Source organism: Streptomyces sp. NPDC031064 (genome assembly GCF_055570965.1).
In genome coordinates this window covers 588,626-607,363 of record NZ_JBVIGF010000006.1, presented here as the reverse complement: position 1 = coordinate 607,363, position 18,738 = coordinate 588,626, and the positions used below count along the sequence as shown (strand labels likewise).

The 18,738-nt window shown below is 74.2% G+C and carries 18 protein-coding genes; 11 read left to right on the top strand and 7 right to left on the bottom strand.

The genetic code is table 11. From position 1 onward, the window contains the following. Positions 1-190 precede the first annotated feature (190 nt). Both ACZ46W_RS24320 and ACZ46W_RS24315 read left to right on the top strand, forming a co-directional pair. Positions 191-1,480: a DUF6986 family protein gene (locus ACZ46W_RS24320; RefSeq protein WP_468341111.1), complete on the top strand. Its 1,290-nt coding sequence runs from the start codon at positions 191-193 to the stop codon at positions 1,478-1,480. Positions 1,481-1,555: 75 nt separating this feature from the next. Further along, positions 1,556-3,313: a serine/threonine-protein kinase gene (locus tag ACZ46W_RS24315; RefSeq protein WP_468341108.1), complete on the top strand. Its 1,758-nt coding sequence runs from the start codon at positions 1,556-1,558 to the stop codon at positions 3,311-3,313. A gap of 9 nt (positions 3,314-3,322) precedes the next feature. Here ACZ46W_RS24315 and ACZ46W_RS24310 read toward each other — a convergent pair whose 3' ends face one another. Next, positions 3,323-4,354: a LacI family DNA-binding transcriptional regulator gene (locus ACZ46W_RS24310; RefSeq protein ID WP_468341106.1), complete on the bottom strand. Its 1,032-nt coding sequence runs from the start codon at positions 4,352-4,354 to the stop codon at positions 3,323-3,325. A 201-nt stretch (positions 4,355-4,555) separates the two neighbouring features. On the opposite strand from ACZ46W_RS24310, the gene ACZ46W_RS24305 reads away from it, so the two are divergent. Continuing rightward, entirely contained in the window at positions 4,556-5,515 is a 960-nt protein-coding gene (locus ACZ46W_RS24305) for an ROK family protein (protein ID WP_468341104.1), read from the top strand. 143 nt (positions 5,516-5,658) lie between these two features. Here the strand turns inward: ACZ46W_RS24305 and ACZ46W_RS24300 are convergent, their stop codons facing one another. After that, positions 5,659-5,838 (bottom strand): hypothetical protein, encoded by a 180-nt coding sequence (locus ACZ46W_RS24300; RefSeq protein ID WP_468341101.1) that lies wholly within the window; start codon positions 5,836-5,838, stop codon positions 5,659-5,661. 228 nt (positions 5,839-6,066) lie between these two features. Between ACZ46W_RS24300 and ACZ46W_RS24295 the strand changes: the two genes are divergently transcribed. Continuing rightward, on the top strand, positions 6,067-7,119 hold the full coding sequence (locus ACZ46W_RS24295; RefSeq protein WP_468341098.1) for an NUDIX hydrolase: 1,053 nt from the start codon (positions 6,067-6,069) through the stop codon (positions 7,117-7,119). Positions 7,120-7,144: 25 nt separating this feature from the next. On the opposite strand, the gene ACZ46W_RS24290 is transcribed toward ACZ46W_RS24295, so the two are convergent. Both ACZ46W_RS24290 and ACZ46W_RS24285 read right to left on the bottom strand, forming a co-directional pair. Beyond that, on the bottom strand, positions 7,145-7,867 hold the full coding sequence (locus tag ACZ46W_RS24290; RefSeq protein ID WP_468341176.1) for an MBL fold metallo-hydrolase: 723 nt from the start codon (positions 7,865-7,867) through the stop codon (positions 7,145-7,147). A gap of 81 nt (positions 7,868-7,948) precedes the next feature. Next, on the bottom strand, positions 7,949-9,334 hold the full coding sequence (locus ACZ46W_RS24285; RefSeq protein WP_468341095.1) for a M20/M25/M40 family metallo-hydrolase: 1,386 nt from the start codon (positions 9,332-9,334) through the stop codon (positions 7,949-7,951). Positions 9,335-9,499: 165 nt separating this feature from the next. Here ACZ46W_RS24285 and ACZ46W_RS24280 point away from each other — a divergent pair, with 165 nt between their 5' ends. From ACZ46W_RS24280 to ACZ46W_RS24255, 6 genes are all read left to right on the top strand, one after another. Beyond that, entirely contained in the window at positions 9,500-10,717 is a 1,218-nt protein-coding gene (locus ACZ46W_RS24280; protein WP_366126711.1) for a geranylgeranyl reductase family protein, read from the top strand. A gap of 621 nt (positions 10,718-11,338) precedes the next feature. Then, a complete protein-coding gene (locus ACZ46W_RS24275; RefSeq protein ID WP_468341091.1) occupies positions 11,339-11,701 on the top strand; it encodes an antibiotic biosynthesis monooxygenase family protein in 363 nt (120 codons plus the stop codon). Positions 11,702-11,755: 54 nt separating this feature from the next. Further along, positions 11,756-12,175, top strand: a complete 420-nt coding sequence (locus tag ACZ46W_RS24270) for a TetR-like C-terminal domain-containing protein (protein WP_468341088.1) — start codon at positions 11,756-11,758, stop codon at positions 12,173-12,175. A gap of 41 nt (positions 12,176-12,216) precedes the next feature. Continuing rightward, positions 12,217-13,494, top strand: coding sequence for a GDSL-type esterase/lipase family protein (locus ACZ46W_RS24265; protein WP_468341085.1), 1,278 nt, complete (start codon positions 12,217-12,219; stop codon positions 13,492-13,494). Between the two features lie 52 nt (positions 13,495-13,546). Next, on the top strand, positions 13,547-14,836 hold the full coding sequence (locus ACZ46W_RS24260) for a sensor histidine kinase (RefSeq protein ID WP_468341082.1): 1,290 nt from the start codon (positions 13,547-13,549) through the stop codon (positions 14,834-14,836). After that, positions 14,833-15,498, top strand: coding sequence for a response regulator (locus tag ACZ46W_RS24255; RefSeq protein ID WP_468341079.1), 666 nt, complete (start codon positions 14,833-14,835; stop codon positions 15,496-15,498). The genes ACZ46W_RS24260 and ACZ46W_RS24255 overlap by 4 nt, the downstream gene beginning before the upstream one ends. On the opposite strand, the gene ACZ46W_RS24250 is transcribed toward ACZ46W_RS24255, so the two are convergent. Continuing rightward, complete coding sequence (locus ACZ46W_RS24250; RefSeq protein WP_468341076.1) at positions 15,459-15,737, bottom strand: DUF6332 family protein; 279 nt, start codon at positions 15,735-15,737, stop codon at positions 15,459-15,461. The two genes, ACZ46W_RS24255 and ACZ46W_RS24250, sit on opposite strands and share 40 nt — an antisense overlap. 73 nt (positions 15,738-15,810) lie before the next feature. Beyond that, positions 15,811-17,328 carry an MFS transporter gene (locus ACZ46W_RS24245; RefSeq protein WP_468341073.1) on the bottom strand — a complete coding sequence of 506 codons (1,518 nt, stop codon included), beginning with the start codon at positions 17,326-17,328 and terminating at the stop codon, positions 15,811-15,813. Between the two features lie 87 nt (positions 17,329-17,415). Here ACZ46W_RS24245 and ACZ46W_RS24240 point away from each other — a divergent pair, with 87 nt between their 5' ends. Then, positions 17,416-17,865, top strand: a complete 450-nt coding sequence (locus ACZ46W_RS24240) for a MarR family winged helix-turn-helix transcriptional regulator (RefSeq protein ID WP_468341071.1) — start codon at positions 17,416-17,418, stop codon at positions 17,863-17,865. Positions 17,866-17,964: 99 nt separating this feature from the next. Here the strand turns inward: ACZ46W_RS24240 and ACZ46W_RS24235 are convergent, their stop codons facing one another. After that, positions 17,965-18,717: a maleylpyruvate isomerase family mycothiol-dependent enzyme gene (locus ACZ46W_RS24235; RefSeq protein ID WP_468341068.1), complete on the bottom strand. Its 753-nt coding sequence runs from the start codon at positions 18,715-18,717 to the stop codon at positions 17,965-17,967. Between the last annotated feature and the right edge of the window lie 21 nt (positions 18,718-18,738).

Sequence of the window (18,738 nt, the reverse complement as noted above, 5' to 3'; positions counted from 1 at the left end):
CCCCCCCCCCCCCCCCCCCCCCCCCCCCCCCCCCCCCCCCCCCCCCCCCCCCCCCCCCCCCCCCCCCCCCCCCCCCCCCCCCCCCCCCCCCCGCGCCGTTGGGGTGACCATTGACGCATGTCATGGCCACCCATTAACTTCACCATACGGATTGTTGATTCCGTGTAGTGGAAACCTGGAGGGTGTGGGAATGGGTCAGCAGGACAAGGCGGCAACGAGCCTCGCCGGCGCGGTCAGCGAGGACATCAGCGCCTCCCTCGTCTCGGTCGACGAGGAGCTGGCGCGCCGCTACCCGGGCGACCCCGGCACCCGCCAGCCGATCCACACCGTGTACGTGCCCGGCGAGGTCTTCGAGGCCGGAACCATCCGTTCCTGGGGCGACCAGGCCCTCGCCATGCTCGACGAGCACGCCCCCGACGCCGCCTCCCTCGCCGCCGTCCTCGGCCTCTCGGACGAGCTCGCCGACGACGTCCACGCGCGCGTGCGGGCCAAGCTGGAGCGCGAGCCCATCGAGGACCTCCGCGTCGACTTCGAGGACGGCTACGGGGGCAAGGACGAGGACACCGACGCCGCCCGTGCCGCCCGCCTGATCTCGGAGGCGTACGAGCGGGGCACGGCCGCCCCCTACATGGGCATCCGCATGAAGTGCATGGAGGCCGCCGTACGCGACCGGGGCATCCGCACCACCGACGTCTTCCTCACCGGCCTCATGGAGCACGGCGGCCTGCCCGAGGGCCTCGTCCTCACCCTCCCCAAGGTCACCTACGCCGAGCAGGTCGGCGCCTTCGTACGGCTGCTGGAGGCCTTCGAGAAGGCCCACGGCCTCGACGCCGGCCGCCTCGGCTTCGAGATCCAGATCGAGACCAGCCAGGCCATCCTCGCCGCCGACGGCACCGCCACGGTCGCCCGCATGATCGACGCCGCCGAGGGCCGCGCCACCGGACTGCACTACGGCACCTTCGACTACAGCGCCTGCCTCGGCGTCTCGGCCGCCTACCAGGCGAGCGACCACCCGGCCGCCGACCACGCCAAGGCGATCATGCAGGTCGCCGCCGCGGGCACCGGCGTACGCGTCTCCGACGGCTCCACCAACGTCCTCCCGGTCGGCCCCACCGAGAAGGTCCACGACGCCTGGCGCCTGCACTACGGCCTCACCCGCCGCGCCCTGGCCCGCGCCTACTACCAGGGCTGGGACATGCACCCGGGCCACCTGCCGACCCGGTACGCCGCCGTCTTCGCCTTCTACCGCGAGGGCTTCCAGCAGGCCGCCGCCCGCCTGGCCGCGTACGCCAACCACGCCGGCGGCGACGTCATGGACGAGCCGGCCACCGCCAAGGCCCTCAGCTCCTACCTGCTGCGCGGCATCGACTGCGGCGCCCTCGACACCGACGAGGTCGCCCGCCTCACCGGACTCACCCGCGCCGATCTGGACGGCTTCGCCGCTCCGCGGCGCGGTGACCTGACTGCCACGGCCCAGTAGGCGCCGAGGCTGTCACTGCTGCCCCGTACTCTGTACGCGTTCGGACGGGAACACGACACAGGGAACGGGGCAGCGGTGTCTTCGGGGGAGAACGAACTGATCGCCGGGCGCTACCGGGTGGTCCGGCAGCTCGGGCGCGGCGGCATGGGCGTCGTCTGGCGCGCCGTCGACGAGGTGCTGGGCCGCGAGGTGGCCCTGAAGGAGCTCCGTACGTACACGGACTCCTCCGGGCACGAACTGGCCGACCTGCGGCTGCGGATGCAGCGCGAGGCGCGGGCGGCCGCGCGCGTGCGCCACCCCGGGGTCATCTCGGTGCACGACGTCGCCGACCACCAGGGCCGCCCGGTCATCGTCATGGAGCTCATCGACGGCCCCTCCCTCGACGACGTCCTGGCCGAGCGCGGCGTCATGGACCCGCGCGAGGCCGCCGCGATCGGCGCCAGGGTGCTGGAGGCGCTCGACGCCGCGCACGCGGTCGGAGTGCTCCACCGGGACGTCAAGCCGGGCAACGTCCTCCTGGACCGAGGAGGACGTGTCGTCCTCACAGACTTCGGCATCGCCGCCATGGAGGACCCCGGCGACGGCTCCACCACCCACCTCACCCGCAGCGGCGAGATCGTCGGCTCACTCGACTTCCTGGCCCCGGAGCGGGCGCAGGGACAGGACCCCGGCCCGGCCTCCGACGTCTGGGCGCTCGGCGCCACCCTGTACGCGGCGGTCGAGGGCGCCTCGCCCTTCCGGCGTACGTCGACCTGGTCGACGCTCACCGCGATCGTCTCCGAGCCGCTGCCCGAACCGCGGCGGGCGGGCGTCCTCGGTCCCGTACTGCGGCAGCTCATGGACAAGGACCCGGCGCGGCGACCGGACGCGGCGAGCGCGGCGAGGCTGCTGGCCGCGGTCGCGGAGGGGCGTGACCCCGGGCCGGCCGGCGGGACCCCGGCATACGTACCGACCGAGCGCGCCGTGCTCCCGCACCAGCCACCGGGCTTCGGCCCGGCGCCCGCCCTGCCCCACGAGCCCGTGCCTCCGGCCGCTCCGGCCGCTCCGGCGGCTCCTGCGGCGCCGGTGGCTCCGGCGAAGCCGGAGAGGCGCAAGGGCCGCGCCAAGGGGCTCGTGGCGGCGGCGACGGTGGCCGTTGTGCTGGCCGGGGGAGGCGTGACGTACACCTTCATGGACGGCGAGAAGAGGGCGACGAGCCAGGAACTGGCGGGCGGGCAGGCCAAAGCCGACGGGAGCCCGGAGGCGGGCCGCCCGCTCGACCCCGGGGCCACCCCCTCCGCGTCCGGCGGTACGCCGGCCGGCGCCAAGCCGTCCCCCTCCGAGCCGACGGCCGCGAAGTCCTCCCCGGCGGCGGACAAGCCCCGCGCCTCCGCCCCCGGGACGGCCACCGGCGGTGGCACGGACGGCGGCTCCACGGGCGGCGGGTCGGGGACGGCGGGCTCGGGCTCCGGGTCCGGCACCGGCACCGGCACCGGCTCCACGGGCGGCGGCTCGGGCACGGGCGGCGGCTCCACGACGACCACCGGCGGTGGTGGGGACCCGGCACCGGCGCCGGTCTGCCACTCCATCGGCGGCGGCAAGTACAACTGCCAGGTGTGGCGCACCGCGAAGTCCTACCGGGCCGACGGCACCGAGGCGGGCATCCTCAACGCGGGCACCAACTACTTCTACTGCCAGGCGAACCTCGGCCGCCGCGAGACCCACGGCGAGTGGACCAACGTCTGGTGGGCCAGGACGGACGACGACAGCGGCAACACCGGCGTGTACGTCAGCGACGTCTACATCCAGGGCGGCGACAACGACCAGCCGGTGCCCGGACTCCCCGTCTGCTGACGCCGCCCGTCAGGAGGACGGCGGGATCTCGCCCGAGCCGCGCGGGATCAGCACCGTCTCCAGAACGGTCCGGGCCGGGGCGTCGTCGAAGCCGTCCAGCCGCCGGAACAGCCGCTCCGCCGCCGTGCGCCCCAGCGCGGCGGCGTCCTGCGCGATGACGGTGATGCCCAGCAGGTCGGCGAGTTCGATGTCGTCGAAGCCGACGAACGCCACCGGTCGCTCGCGCCCGGCCAGTTCGCGGACGACGGTCACGGTCACCCGGTTGTTGCCCGCGAAGACGGCCGTCACCGGTTCCGGGCCGGTGAGCATCGCGGCCGTCGCCTGCCGTACCCGCTCCGGTTCCGTCGAACCCAGCGACACCCAGGCGTCGTCCACCGCCAGCCCCGCGTCCTCCATCGCCGCGCGGTAGCCCCGCAGCCGCTCCACGGCGGTGTGGATGCGCGGCTGGTCGCCGATGAAACCGATCCGCCGGTGCCCGTGCGCGATCAGGTGCGCGACGCCCGCGCGGGCGCCGCCGAAGCTGTCGGACAGCACGACGTCCGCGTCGATCCGCCCGGCCGGGCGGTCCACGAACACCGTCGCGATGCCCGCCCTGATCTCCGGCTCCAGGTAGCGGTGGTCGGTGCCGGCCGGGATCACGATCAGCCCGTCGACGCGGCGCGCGCACAGGGCGAGTGCCAGTTCCTGCTCCCGGTCCGGGTCCTCGGCGCTGGAGCCGTTGATCAGCAGGGCGCCGTGCGCCCGTGCGACCTCCTCGACGGCGCGGCTGAGGGGACCGTAGAACGGGTCGGCGAGGTCCTCCAGGACCAGGCCGATGGAGGCGGTACGGCCCTTGCGCAGCACCCGCGCGCTGTCGTTGCGACGGAAGCCGAGCGCCTCGATGGCCTCCTGCACGCGGCGTTCGGTGTCGGCCGTGACGCCCGCCTCGCCGTTGACCACGCGGGAGACGGTCTTCAGCCCGACGCCCGCCCGGGCGGCCACGTCCTTCATGGTCGGCCGGGTGCCGTAGCGGTGGGCGGGGCGGCGGGCGGTCTCGGCCACGGTGCGCTGTCCTGTCGTTCGTCGTCCGGCGGGCGGGAGCGTGTGCAAGGCTGTGGCGTCGAGCATAGGCCCTGGACAACGTTGTCATGACGGGGGAGACTGAGGTGAAGCGTTCTTGAACCGCTCTTGAACGTGGCCGTGAAACCAGAGGCCCGCCAGCCGCTCGTGGGCCTTGACGCTCTCCCGGGGGATCCGACGCCGATGCATTCCGACCTCGTCGCCGCGCTCGACATCGGCGGCACCAAGATCGCCGGTGCGCTGGTGGACGGCGGGGGCGGCATTCTGCTGCGGGTGCAGCGGCCGACGCCGGCGCGGGAGGACGGCGAGACGGTGATGGGCGCCGTCGAAGCGGTCCTCGCCGAGCTCGCGGCGTCACCGCTGTGGGCGGCCGTCGGCGCCGTGGGCATCGGCAGCGCGGGCCCCGTGGACGCCTCGGCCGGCACGGTCAGTCCCGTCAACGTGCCCGGCTGGCGCGGCTACCCCCTCGTCGAGCGCGTACGCCGCGCGACCGGCGGCCTGCCGGTGGAACTGGTCGGCGACGGCGTGGCGATGACGGCGGCCGAGCACTGGCTGGGCGCCGCGCGGGGCCACGACAACGCGCTGTGCATGGTCGTGTCCACCGGTGTCGGCGGCGGCCTGGTGCTGGGCGGCCGCCTGCACACCGGCCCCACCGGCAACGCAGGCCACATCGGGCACATCAGCGTCGACCTGGACGGCGACCCGTGCCCGTGCGGGGCGCGCGGCTGCGTCGAGCGCATCGCCAGCGGCCCGAACATCGCCCGTCGCGCCCTGGAGCACGGCTGGCGCCCCGGGCCCGACGGCGACACCACGGCCGCCGCGGTGGCGGCGTCGGCCCGCGCCGGGGACCCGGTCGCCACCGCGTCCTTCGAGCGCGCCGCCCAGGCGCTGGCGGCCGGGATAGCCGCCACGGCGACGCTGGTCGAGATCGACATCGCGGTGATCGGCGGCGGGGTCGCGGGCGCGGGCGACGTCCTGTTCGCCCCGCTGCGGCGGTCCCTGCGCGACTACGCCACGCTCTCCTTCGTCCGGCGCCTCACCGTCGCCCCGGCCCTCACCGGCACGGACGCCGGCCTCCTCGGCGCCGCCGCCGCAGCCGCCCCCGCCACCCGCGGCCCGGCCCCGGTCACCTCCACCGCCTGACGCCCACGGGCGCCTGGCGGGGGTTTGTCGCACGTGGGGCGCCGACCGCCCCGGCCCTCCGGCCCCCGGACGACGGCGACTCACCGCCCCGGCCCGACCGGGGCGCCGGCACGGGCGCGCCCTGGGCGGTCAGGACGGGGTGGTCAGGACGGGGTGGTGGACGGGCGGGGTTGGGGGACGATGACCAGGAACGTGTCCGTGGTGAGGTCCATGACCACCTCCGCCGCGAGGCCCTCGGCCCGGCGGGCCTGGGCGAACTCCTCGGCCGGCCACGAGCCGTGCGGGCCACCCGCGGGGAACCTCTCCAGCACCGTGCGTGTCATCGCGTACCCCCTGTCCATCACCTGCTCCAACGACACTCCACGCCGGAGTGTCACGGCTCAGCAGGCATCTCTTCGTACAGTGAGACGTTTCTCGTGCCCCGCCGGGCGCGACGGAAGCGCAACAGCCCGGCCACAGTTGTGTGCGCGTCGGACACCCGCGTGCCCGGGCGGGTTTCCGTGGCAGGGTGTTGCGGGCAAGCCACTGGGGGCTACGGAGGAGGGGGAACCGTGATCGTCTGGATCAACGGTGCGTTCAGTGCGGGCAAGACCAGCGCCGCGCGCGAACTGGTCGATCTGATCCCGAACAGCACCATCTACGACCCCGAGATCATCGGCGGGGCGCTGCGCCACCTGCTGCCGCAGAAGCGGCTCGCCGAAGTGACCGACTACCAGGACCTGCCGATGTGGCGGCGCATGGTCGTGGACGCCGCCGCGGCGATGCTCGCCGAGGTCGGCGGCGTACTGGTGGTGCCGATGACCCTGCTGCGCCAGGAGTACCGCGATGAGATCTTCGGGGGGCTCGCCGCCCGCCGCATCGCCGTGCACCATGTGCTGCTGACACCGGACGAAACGATACTGCGTGGACGTATCGCCGCTCGTGAGGAATTCGAGGACGACCCGGAGGGCAGCGAGCGCGTCCGGCAGTGGGCGTACGACCACATCGAGCCCTACCGGGCGGCGCTCGGCGGCTGGCTCGCCACCGACGCCTACGCCGTCGACAACAGCCGCCTCACCCCGGCCGAGACCGCGCGGACCATCGCCGACGCGATACGCGGCGGGGCGGCCGGCTCGTGCGGGATCGTGCAGACGCCGGAGCCGACCGGCGAGACCCTCGCCGCCGGCGTCCTGCTCTTCGACGAGCAGGACCGCGTGCTCCTCGTCGATCCCACCTACAAGCCGGGCTGGGAGTTCCCCGGCGGGGTCGTCGAGCGCGGCGAGCCCCCCGCCCGCGCCGGCATGCGGGAGGTCGCCGAGGAGATAGGGCTCGAACTGGACGCCGTACCCAGGCTGCTGCTCGTCGACTGGGAGCCGCCGCGGCCGCCCGGTTACGGCGGGCTCCGGCTGCTCTTCGACGGTGGCCGGCTCACCGCCGCCCAGGCCCGGAGCGTCCTGCTGCCGGGCGCCGAGCTGCGCGGCTGGCGGTTCGTCACCGAGGGCGAGGCGTCGGGGATGCTCCCCCCCGTCCGCTACGAGCGGCTCCGCTGGGCGCTGCGCGCCCGTGAACGCGGCACCGTGCTCAACCTGGAGGCCGGCGTCCCCGTCGGCGGCATCGCCGCGTGACCGAACAGCGGTCCTGACGGGGCTCCTACGGCTGTACGGCGCCGACGGCGGCGTCCCGGTCCGCCGCCGCCCTCAGCACGGCCGCCGCACCGTCCGTCAGCGGGTCCCCGTGCCCGAAGCACACCGTGTCCGGCGCCAGCGCGGCGAGCCGCCGCATCGACGCCCTGGTCCGCTCACGGTCCACGTGGAACACGCCCAGGGCCACCTGCCCCACCGACGCCACCGTGTCACCCGTGAACAGCACGCCGTGGCGCGGCAGGTGCACCGCCATCGAGCCGTCCGTGTGGCCCGGCGTGTGCACCACCCGCGCCCCGTCGCCGAACCCCAGCTCGTCCCCGTCCGCGACCTCACGGTCCACCCGGGTCGGCGGCGCCACCGGCACCGTCAGCCCGTGCTCGTACAGGGGCACCTCCCAGTCCAGCAGGACCGGGTCGGGGACCGGCGCCTCGCCCCGGACGACCGGCGCGTCCAGGGCGTGCGCCACCACCTCGGCGCCGAACCGGGCGGCCAGTTCGCCCGCCGCGCCCACGTGGTCCCGGTGGGCGTGGGTGAGCACGATCCGGCGCAGGTCCTCGGGGCGCAGGCCCCGGCTCCGTATCGCCGCCTCGATCCGCGGACCCGCGCCCGCCCAGCCCGCGTCGATCAGTGTCAGGCCGCCGTCGCCCGCGTCCCCGTCGGCCCACAGATAGGCCTGGCCGACCGGGAAGCGCAGCATGAGCAGGCGGGGCCGTACCTCGATGACATCCATGTTCGTGGTCATGCCGCCGAACGTACGCACGCCCCGCCCCCCAACGCCCCCGGCTCTGCTGTGCGCAGATTCGCCGTCGGCTCAACCGCGCCCGGACGCGGCGTAGTTCAGCAGGAACACCGCCTCGGCGACCGACATGCGCTCCAGCTCGTCCGGCGACACGCTCTCGTTCACCGCGTGGATCTGCGCCTCCGGCTCGCTCAGCCCGATCAGCAGGATCTCCGCGTCCGGGTACAGTGCCGCCAGCGTGTTGCACAGCGGGATCGACCCGCCCATGCCCGCGATCTGCATCTCCTGGCCCGGGTACGCCACCCGCAGCGCCTCGGCCATCGAGGTGTACGCCGGGCTCGTCACGTCCGCCCGGAACGGCTGGCCCTGCCCGACCTGCTCCACCGACACCCGCGCGCCCCACGGGGTGTGCGCCTCCAGGTGGGCGGCCAGCAGCTTCGTCGCCTCGGCGGCGTCCTGCCCCGGCGGCACCCGCAGGCTGATCTGGGCGCGCGCGGTGGCGTGGACGGACGGGGTGGCGCCGACGACCGGCGGGCAGTCGATGCCCATGACGGTGACGGCCGGGCGCGCCCACAGCCGGTCGCCGACCGAGCCGTGACCGATCAGGCCCACCCCGTCGAGCACCTTGGCGTCCTTGCGGAAGTCCTCGTCGGGGTACTGGAGGCCCTGCCACTCGCCCTCGGCGTCCAGCCCGTCGACGGTCGTCGAACCGTCCTCCGCCCGCAGCGAGTCGAGGACGCGGATGAGCGCGGCCAGCGCGTCCGGCGCGGCCCCGCCGAACAGCCCCGAGTGCAGGTTGCCCTGCAAGGTGTCCACCGTGACGCGCACCATCGTCATCCCGCGCAGCGTCGCCGTGACGGTCGGCAGACCCGCCCGGAAGTTCCCGGCGTCACCGATCACGATGGCGTCCGCCGCCAGCAGCTCCGGGTGCGCCTCCGCGTACCGCTCCAGCCCGCCCGTGCCCTGCTCCTCCGAGCCCTCGGCGATGACCTTGACGCCGACCGGGATGCCGCCGTTCGCCTTGAGGGCGCGCAGCGCGAGCAGGTGCATGATGAAGCCGCCCTTGCAGTCGGCGGCACCGCGCCCGTACCAGCGGCCGTCCTCCCGCTCGGTCAGCTCGAACGGCGGGGTGACCCAGCCGGCCAGGTCCAGCGGCGGCTGCACGTCGTAGTGCGCGTACAGCAGCACCGTCGGCGCGCCCTCGGGGCCGGGGAGGTAGCCGTACACCGACTGCGAACCGTCCGGGGTGTCGAACACCGACACGTCCTGGAAGTCCTCCGCCCGCAGCGCGTCCGCCACCCAGTCGGCCGCCGCCCGGCACTCGCTCGGCGGGAACTGCGCCGGATCCGCCACCGACTGGAACGCCACCAGTTCCGTGAGCTCCGCCTTCGCGCGGGGCATCAGGGAGGCGACGGTCTCGGCGATCTGCGGGACCGGCCGGGTCGGCTGGGCGGTCATGGGCACGCTCCTGGTGGGTGCGACGTTAAGACTGGCGTTGCGTGTGTCGTTGTACCGCGAACGCGTGTCCGATCCTCCCACAGTGGGCGGGGACGGCCCGCGCCGTAGGATGCGATCACAAGCACGGACCATGGGTCGGGTCGGGATCAGGAGCAGAAGCACATCGTGAGCAGCGAGAACGCAGACGCCGGTAACGAGTACTCCGCGCCGGTGTGGGATGTCGTCGTGGTCGGCGCGGGGCCGGCGGGAGCGTCCGCGGCTTACGCGGCGGCCGTCGCGGGCCGTCGGGTGCTGCTGCTGGAGAAGGCGGAACTGCCGCGCTACAAGACGTGCGGCGGTGGGATCATCGGCCCGTCGCGCGACGCCCTGCCGCCCGGCTTCGAACTGCCGTTGCGGGACCGGGTGCACGCCGTCACGTTCTCGCTGAACGGCCGCTTCGCGCGCACGCGCCGCTCGAAGCGGATGCTGTTCGGGCTGCTGAACCGGCCCGAGTTCGACGCGGGCCTGGTCGAGCAGGCGCAGAAGGCGGGCGCCGAGCTGCGTACGGGCGCCACGGTGTCGCGCGTCGAGCAGCACGGCACGGCGGTGCCGGACCGGCGTACGGTCGCGGTCGTGCTGGCCGACGGGGAGGTCGTGCTCGCGCGGGCGGTCGTCGGCGCGGACGGCAGTGCCAGCCGGATAGGGGCGCACGTCGGGGTCAAGCTGGACCAGGTCGACCTCGGCCTGGAGGTGGAGATCCCGGTTCCGGAGACGGTCGCGGAGGACTGGGCGGGGCGGGTGCTCATCGACTGGGGGCCGATGCCGGGCAGTTACGGCTGGGTGTTCCCCAAGGGCGACACGCTCACCGTGGGCGTGATCTCGGCGCGCGGCGAGGGGTCGGCCACGAAGCGGTACCTGGAGGACTTCATCGCCCGGCTCGGGCTCGCCGGCTTCGAGCCCGCCATCTCGTCCGGGCACCTGACGCGGTGCCGCAGCGACGACTCGCCGCTGTCGCGCGGGCGGGTGCTGGTGTGCGGCGACGCGGCGGGGCTGCTGGAGCCGTGGACCCGTGAGGGCATCTCCTTCGCGCTGCGCTCCGGGCGCCTGGCGGGGGAGTGGGCGGTACGGATCGCCGAGGCGAACGACGCCGTGGACGCGCGGCGCCAGGCGCTGAACTACGCGTTCGCCATCAAGGCCGGGCTGGGCGTCGAGATGGCGGTCGGCCGCCGGATGCTCGCCCTCTTCGAGAAGCGCCCGGGCCTGCTCCACGCGACGATCACCGGCTTCCGCCCGGCCTGGCGCGCGTTCACGGACATCACCCGCGGCGTCACCACCCTGGCCGGCCTGGTCCGCAACTCCGCCGTCGCCCGCCGCGCCCTGGACGCCCTCGACCGCCGGCAGTAACCCGGCCCCACCGACGACCCCAACGGCCCCCGGTTCACCCCGACGGCGTCCGGCCCACCCCGACGGCCCCGGTTCACCCCGACGGCCTCCGATCCGCCCGACGGCCCCCCGGTTCACCCGACGGCGTCCGGAACGCCGGGCGCCGGGGCGCGATGGCGGTCCGGCGCGGGGTGGGGCGCCGGCTTGGACGGCGGGCCGGGGGGTGGCCGGGGCCCCGGCTCGAAGGCCGGGCCGGATGCCGGCCTGGATGTCGGCTCGCGTGCCGGCCCGGGCGTCGGTCCGGGCGTCGTCCGGGGACGGACCCCACCCAGATCCGGACGCCCTTCCCGAGTCCCCTCCCGATACCGGTCGGGAGGTCGTACGTCACCGCTTGCGTCATACATGACGGAGGCTGTCAGGTATCGCCGCCATGATCACTTCTCGTTGGCACCGACGAAGGAATGCGCAGGTGACGTGTGATGACATCGACCCCAAGCCGCCGCCTCGCCGGACGCGGAAACCCGCCCGCCTCGCTCGTGCGGCTCGTCGCGTCGTGGCCTTCGCCTTGCCCAGCTCGCAGCGGTGCGCGGCGAGCCCTGAGACCCCCGAACGTTTCCTGACCTCCCGATCCTGGAGTCCGCCTTGACCACAGACACCCGGCCCGTGCACGCCCCGGCCTCCTCGGTGACGTTCATCAACGTCTTCGACATAGCCGCCGACCAGGTCGACGCGTTCGTCGCCCAGTGGGAGCGACGCGCCGCGCTCATGAGCGCCAAACCCGGTTTCCTCGACTCCCGCCTGCACCGGGCGCGTTCGTCGGAGACCAGGTTCCAGCTCGTCAACGTCTCCCACTGGGAGAGCCGGGAGGCGTGGGAGGCGGCTACCGCGGATGCCGAATTCCAGCAGCGCACCCGAGCGGCCCGGGAGGGCACTGCGACGCCGATCACTCCGAACCCAGGCCTGTACGACGTGGTCGTCGACCTCGCCGTCGACCGCGATGAATAGGTAGATGCCTGAAGTCCTCCTCGTTTGCGTTTGGGCAAACGCATAATCGATGCCATGGTGCGCGTGGGACTCACCCCGGAACGACTGGCCGGGGCCGGTGCGGAACTTGCCGATGAGGTCGGCTTCGAGCACGTGACGGGGACCGCGCTCGCCAGGGCCCTCAAGATCCGGGTCGCCCTGCTCGCCCTTGAGGAGCACGCCGCCGCGCAGCTCAGGCTCGATCCGGAGACGGCCGCCGCGAGCGCGGGCGGCAGGCACGCGGAGATGACGCGGGCGATCCCGCGCGGCTACGACCTGGGCGAGCCGGACCGGACGCACGCGGTCCGGCTGCTCGGCGGCGTCTTCCACGGCTACGCCGGCCTGGAGCTGTCCGGCGGGTTCAGCCACAGCGCCCCCGGCTCACAGGAGAGCTGGGAGCGGATCTTGGACGCTCTCGACGCCACGCTGCGCAACTGGCCCCCGCGCCGCCCTTGAACGCGCCCACCCACCCGCCACTTCGAGGAACAGGCCGAACCATGCCCACCACGGACCATCCGATCACCACGCCCGTCACCGCTGACCTCCTGCGCGGCGCCCTCGACGTGGAGCGAACCGAGCACGGCGTGCTGCCGCACCGGCTGCCCGCCTGGGCCCGCGCCCAGTGCGCCGACGGGCAACTGGCCATGGCCGAGGCCCAGCCCTCCGGCGTACGGCTGGTCTTCCGCACCCGCGCCACCGGCGTCGAGCTGGAGACACGGCCCACCAAACGCGTCTACGTCGGCGCCCCGGCCCGCCCCGACGGCGTATACGACCTGCTCGTCGACGGCGTCCTGGCCGGACAGGCGAGCGTCGACGGCGGCAACACCCTGACCATCGACATGACCACCGGGACCGCCGACCACCGGCCCGGCCCGTCCGGAACCCTCCGCTTCACCGGCCTGCCCGACCGCGTCAAGGACGTCGAGATCTGGCTCCCGCACGACGAGACCACCGAGCTGATCGCCCTGCGCACCGACGCCCCCGTCGAGCCCGCACCGGACCGGGGCCGCAAGGTGTGGCTGCACCACGGCAGTTCGATCAGCCACGGTTCCGACGCCGCGAGCCCCACCACCACCTGGCCCGCACTCGCCGCCTCCCTCGGCGGCGTGGAACTGGTCAACCTGGGCCTGGGCGGCAGTGCCCTGCTCGACCCGTTCACCGCCCGTACGATGCGGGACACCCCCGCCGACCTGATCAGCGTCAAGATCGGCATCAACTTGGTCAACACCGACGCCATGCGCCTCCGCGCCTTCACCCCCGCGCTCCACGGCTTCCTCGACACCATCCGCGACGGCCACCCCACCACACCCCTGCTCGTCGTCTCGCCGATCCTGTGCCCCATCCACGAGGACACACCCGGCCCCAGTGCCGCGGACCTCACCGCCCTCGGCGCCGGGCAACTGCGCTTCCGCGCCACGGGCGATCCGGCCGAGCGCGCGAGCGGGAAACTGACCCTGGGCGTCATCCGCGACGAGCTGGCCCGGACAGTGGCGCAGCGGGCGGCCCAGGACCCCCACCTGCACTACATGGACGGCCGTGACCTCTACGGTGAGCCGGACGCCGCCGAACTGCCGCTGCCCGACCGGCTCCACCCGGACGCCGCCACCCACCGCCGCATCGGCGAACGCTTCGCCGCGCTGGCCTTCGCCCCGGACGGAGCCTTCGCCCCGGACGGAGCCTTCGCCGCGAACGGCGCTCTGGCCCCGGACGGCGCCTTCGCCCCGGACACCGCAGTCGAGGACGGCGGCGCCGTACTCCCGGGGGAGTACCGCTGATCACCCCGCTCGGCTGACGCCGCGCCCGGGCGGCCGCGTCTAGCGTGGCGGTATGCGAGGCAGGAACCGGAGCGGGGACGAGGGTCGGACGCGCCACGCGTCGCGTGCGTGCGGCGGTGGCCGGGTGCCGTGGCCGGAGGGGCGGACCGGCGGGCCGCCGTGGACGCGCGACCGGCCCCGGCGTGAGCCCGATGGCGGAGTGCCGTGGCGGTCCAGCCTCCTGCTCGCCGTGTTCGTGCTGGTCGGCACCGGCTTCGCGGCCAGGGGCCAGCCGGACCGGGAGCCGCTGGACGCCCTCGCGCGGGCGCTGCTGCTGGCGGGGCCCGCGATGCTCGTGCTGCGCCACCGGTACCCCGTCACCGTGCTGTACGGCGTTGTGGCGACCGCGCTCGTCTACTTCGGCGCCGGTTACCCGTACGGACCGGTCTTCCTCACCATCGCCCTCGCCGTCTTCGCCGCGATCGTCGCCGGACACCGGTACGCGGCCTGGTGGGCGCTCGGCCTGTTGTGGGCGGGGCACCTGCTGGTCGCGCACTGGCTGTACCGGTACCTGCCGCCGGGCGGCGACGGGCCCGCGCCCTGGGGCCAGGAACTGCCCATCGCCGCCTCCGTCGTCGCCGTCGTCACGCTCTCCGAACTCGCCCGCGTACGCCGTGAGGAGTGGGCGCGCGTGCGGGCCGAGCGCGCCGCCGCCGAGAAGCGCCGCGCCGACGAGGAGCGGCTGCGGATCGCCCGCGAGCTGCACGACGTGCTCGCCCACTCGATCTCGGTCATCAACGTCCAGGCGGGTGTGGGCCTCGCCCTGCTCGACTCCGACCCCGAGCAGGCGCGCACCGCGCTCACCACCATCAAGGCGGCCAGCAAGGAGGCGCTCGGCGAGGTACGGCAGGTGCTCGACACCCTCCGTACGCCGGGTGAGCGCGCCGACGCGCCCCGCGCCCCCGCCCCCGGCCTGGACCGGCTCCCGGAACTCGTCGAGCAGGCGGCGAGCGCCGGACTGGCCGTCGAGGTGACGACCGACGGGACGAAGGCCGACCTGCCGCCCGGTGCCGACCTCGCCGCGTTCCGCATCGTGCAGGAGGCCCTGACCAACGTGGTCCGCCACTCCGGATCGCGCACCGCCCGCGTACACCTCGCGTACGCGCCCGGCCGCCTCGACCTCCGTATCGACGACGAGGGCCCCGCCACCGGCACCGACGCGGGCGGCACCGGCAACGGGCTGGCCGGGATGCGGGAGCGGGCGGCCTCCCTCGGTGGCACGATCGAGGCGGGCCCGCGCCCGGACGGCGGCTTCCGCGTCCACGCCACCCTGCCCCTCCGCCCGAAGGAGAACACACCGTGATCCGTGTGCTGCTCGCCGACGACCAGGCCCTGGTCCGGGCCGGTTTCCGGGCGCTGCTGGACGCGCAGCCGGACATCGGGACGGTGGCGGAGGCCGCCGACGGCGAGGAGGCCGTCGCGCGCGTACGGGAACTGCGGCCGGACGTCGTGCTGATGGACATCCGGATGCCGGTGCTCGACGGGCTGGCCGCCACGCGCCGGATCACCGAGGACGACCGGCTGGACGGCGTGAAGGTGGTGATGCTGACGACGTTCGAGCTGGACGAGTACGTCTTCGAGGCGATCCGTGCCGGCGCGTCCGGCTTCCTGGTCAAGGACACCGAGCCGGACGAACTCCTGCGCGCCGTGCGGGCGGTGGTCGCCGGGGACGCGCTGCTGTCGCCGGGGGTGACGCGCCGGCTGATCGCGGAGTTCGCCGCCCGCTCCAAGCGGCCCGCCGACGACGCGCGGCTCGACGGGCTCACGGAGCGCGAGCGGGAGGTGATGGCGCTCGTGGGCATCGGCCTGTCGAACGAGGAGATCGCCCGGCGGCTGGTCGTCAGCCCCCTGACCGCCAAGACCCACGTCAGCCGCACGATGGTGAAGCTGGGCGCCCGCGACCGCGCCCAACTCGTCGTGCTGGCCTACGAGTCGGGCCTGGTCCGCCCCGGCTGGCTCGGCTGAACGCTCGACCCGCCCCCGAACCGCCACAGCACCCGCACCACGCGTGTCACGAACCCCAGGCAGCCCGCCGTCGCGGCCACCACCAGCACGCCCCGCGCCGCGCCGCCCTCCAGGCCCAGTACGAGCACGGGCGCGGCGCACACCAGGAACAGCCCCACCGCCAGCAGCGCCGCGGTCACCAGCGCGTACCCGATCTCGACGGTGATGGCGTCCCGTTGAGCCTGTGTTCGATTCCCCATGGGCCGAGTGTCACAAGCGTGCGGCCGGTGGGCAAGGACATCGCCCACCGGCCGCACCGCGCGCGTCGACGGATCAGTCCCGTACGCCGACGGGCTCTCCCTTCTCGGCAGTCGCACCGGCCGACTTCGCCACCACGACCGACGGCTGGGGCGTACGCCGGGGGCGCCGCAGCCCGGTGAGGGTGATCAGCAGTCCGGCGAGCGCGATCGCGGTCACCACGACGAGACCCGGGCGGAAGCTGTCCAGGACGGCCTGCGGGGACGCGGCGGGACCGCCTTCGTGGCCACCGGCCGTGATCACGGCGGTCACCACGGCGAGGAAGATGGCGCCGCCCACCTGGATGGAGGTGTTGAGCAGCCCGGACACCATGCCCTGCTCCTCGTCGTCCACGCCGTTGGTGGCCTGGATGTTGAGGGAGGGGAAGGTCAGGGCGCAGGCGGCTCCGAGCAGCAGCATGGAGGGGAGGATCACCGCCGCGTAGCGCGGGGTGAGATCCACCTGGAGGAAGATCGCGTACGCGGCGACGAGGAGCGTGAAGCCCGTCGCGATCACCCGGGGGGTACCGAACCGGTCGACCACATCACCGATCCTGGTGGAGGAGAGCGCCACCAGCACACCGGCCGGCAGGAACGCGAGCGCGGTCTGGAGGGCGCTCCAGCCGAGCAGGGACTGCATGTACTGCGTGACGATGAACTGGAAGGCGACGTACGAGCCGAAGAACGCGGCGGCGCCGAGCTGGGCGCGCAACTGCGAACCGGAGCGCAGCACGCCGAGGCGCAGCAGCGGGCTCGCGCTGCGCCGCTCGATGGTCACGAACGCGGCGAGCAGGGCGGCGGTGGCCAGGAAGGACAGCAGCGTACGGGCGGAGGCCCAGCCCACCTCGGGCGCCTGGACCACGGTGAACACCAGCAGCAGCATGGCGGCCGTGCCGGTGACGGCGCCGGGGACGTCGTAGCCGCCCCGGGTGTCCTCGCGGTCGCTGTGCGGGATCAGCTTCAGGCCGGCCACCAGGGCGAGCAGCGCGATGGGCGCGGGCAGCAGCATGGTCCAGCGCCAGCTCAGCTCGGTGAGCAGCCCGGACAGCACCAGGCCCATCGAGAAGCCGGTGGCGGCGCAGGTGGTGTAGATCGACAGGGCCCGGTTGCGCTGCGGCCCCTCCTTGAACGTGGTGGTGATGATCGAGAGGCCGGCGGGGGCGGTGAACGCGGCGCTCAGGCCCTTGATGAAGCGGCTCGCGATCAGCAGCGGCCCGGAGTCGACGAGTCCGCCGAGCAGGGAGGCGAGCGCGAAGACGGCGAGGGCGATCAGGAAGACCCGGCGGCGGCCGAGGAGGTCGGCCGCGCGGCCGCCGAGCAGCAGGAGACCGCCGTAACCGAGGATGTAGCCGCTGACGATCCACTGGAGGGTCGCGGTGGACAGCCCGAGGTCGGTGGCGATGGACGGCAGGGCGACGCCGACCATCGAGACGTCGAGCGCGTCGAGGAACATCGCGGCGCACAGGACAAGCAGGGTGCCCCAAAGGCGGGGGCTCCAGCGGTCCTCGGTGGCCGAAGGCACGGCAGGGGAGGGGACGTTGAGCGGAGAGGTCATGCGGAGCACAGTACATGCACATGCATTGAATGCAAGCGCATTTAATTCCGATGCAACAATCGGTGTCTTCCCTGCTAACGTGGCTCCATGGCTGTGACGAAGTCCGAGCGCGCGCTCGTGGAACAGTGGCGCGACGTGCTCGCCCTGCACGCCCGCACGATGTGTGAACTCGACCGCGCGCTGCACCGGCATGGGCTCGGCGCCAGCGACTTCGAGGTCCTCGACGTCCTCGCGGAGGGCGCGGCGGAGGACGGCGGCTGCGCGTACCGCGTGCAGGAGCTCGCCTCCCGGGTGCACCTCAGCCAGAGCGCCCTGTCGCGGCTGGTCGCGCGGCTGGAGAAGGACGGCCTGGTGACCCGGGGCATGTGCAGCGAGGACCGGCGCGGAGTGCGGGTCGCCCTGACCGACGCGGGCCGCGCCCGGCACGCCGAGGCGCAGCCCTTCCAGCGTGCCGTGCTGAGCCGGATGCTCGCCGGTGAGCCGGGGCCGGGGCCGGGGCCGGGGCCGGGGTCGCGGCCGGCGCCGGGGACGGTGTAGGCGTCGGGGCCGGTGTAGGGGCGGGGCTCGGGCCGCGGCCGGTGCAGGTGTCGGGGCCGCGGCCGGTGTCCGAGTCGGGGCCGGTGTCGGCGCCCGGCTCTACGACCAGGTGACGGCGGACGTCTCCCGCCAGATCCGCGCCAGTCGCTCGTCCCCGGTGACGGTCACCGTGTCGGTGGACAGCCGGTTCCACAGGGTCAGGTACAGCCGTCCGGCCGGTCCGCTCAGCTCGCAGTCCACGGGGCCCTCGTCCGTCCGCACCGTGCGCGGCGCCTGATCCGACAGCCGTACGGTCCACACGTCACCGGTGTCCGTCGCCCGTACGCGCAGGACGCCCGGCTCCGGCGTACGCACCCGGCTCTTCTCCCGGGCGTGCATGCCGCACAGCAGCTCGTCGATCCCGTCGGCGGCGAACGCGGGCGCCACCTCCGGTACCTCCGCCGCTCCCGCCCCGAGCGCCAACTGCGCGTCCACCCGGTGGATCGCGGTCTCGTGCGCCTGGCGCCGCGCCCAGAACGCGCGCGGCGAGGGCGCGGGCAGGAACGCCCAGCACTCCAGGGTGTCGGGCGCGTCGGTCAGCGCGGCGACCAGCCGGCCGTGGCCCTCCCGGAACCAGGCCAGCAACTCGGCGCCGTCCAGGTCCGGTTCGCCCTCGGCCGGGTGGAACGAGGTGTGTCCCTCCGTGACGAAGGCGGTGGCCCATCGGTGCACCATGCCCGTGTGCCGCAACACGTCCCGTACCCGCCAGCCGGGACAGCTCGGCACCGGCGCCTCGGTTCCGGCCTTGTCGGCCGCCTCGGCGAGCAACTGGCCTTCGGCGGCCAGGGACTTGATGTGCTCGGTGATCTCCATGTCGCGATTCTGCCAGCGCGG

Coding starts and splice junctions, on each gene's coding strand:
- ACZ46W_RS24320 (WP_468341111.1), top strand. CDS start 191: ATGGGTCAGCAGGACAAGGCGGCAACGAGCCTCGCCGGCGCGGTCAGC.
- ACZ46W_RS24305 (WP_468341104.1), top strand. CDS start 4,556: ATGCATTCCGACCTCGTCGCCGCGCTCGACATCGGCGGCACCAAGATC.
- ACZ46W_RS24300 (WP_468341101.1), bottom strand. CDS start 5,838: ATGACACGCACGGTGCTGGAGAGGTTCCCCGCGGGTGGCCCGCACGGC.
- ACZ46W_RS24290 (WP_468341176.1), bottom strand. CDS start 7,867: ATGGATGTCATCGAGGTACGGCCCCGCCTGCTCATGCTGCGCTTCCCG.
- ACZ46W_RS24285 (WP_468341095.1), bottom strand. CDS start 9,334: ATGACCGCCCAGCCGACCCGGCCGGTCCCGCAGATCGCCGAGACCGTC.
- ACZ46W_RS24270 (WP_468341088.1), top strand. CDS start 11,756: ATGGTGCGCGTGGGACTCACCCCGGAACGACTGGCCGGGGCCGGTGCG.
- ACZ46W_RS24265 (WP_468341085.1), top strand. CDS start 12,217: ATGCCCACCACGGACCATCCGATCACCACGCCCGTCACCGCTGACCTC.
- ACZ46W_RS24260 (WP_468341082.1), top strand. CDS start 13,547: ATGCGAGGCAGGAACCGGAGCGGGGACGAGGGTCGGACGCGCCACGCG.
- ACZ46W_RS24250 (WP_468341076.1), bottom strand. CDS start 15,737: ATGGGGAATCGAACACAGGCTCAACGGGACGCCATCACCGTCGAGATC.
- ACZ46W_RS24245 (WP_468341073.1), bottom strand. CDS start 17,328: ATGACCTCTCCGCTCAACGTCCCCTCCCCTGCCGTGCCTTCGGCCACC.
- ACZ46W_RS24240 (WP_468341071.1), top strand. CDS start 17,416: ATGGCTGTGACGAAGTCCGAGCGCGCGCTCGTGGAACAGTGGCGCGAC.
- ACZ46W_RS24235 (WP_468341068.1), bottom strand. CDS start 18,717: ATGGAGATCACCGAGCACATCAAGTCCCTGGCCGCCGAAGGCCAGTTG.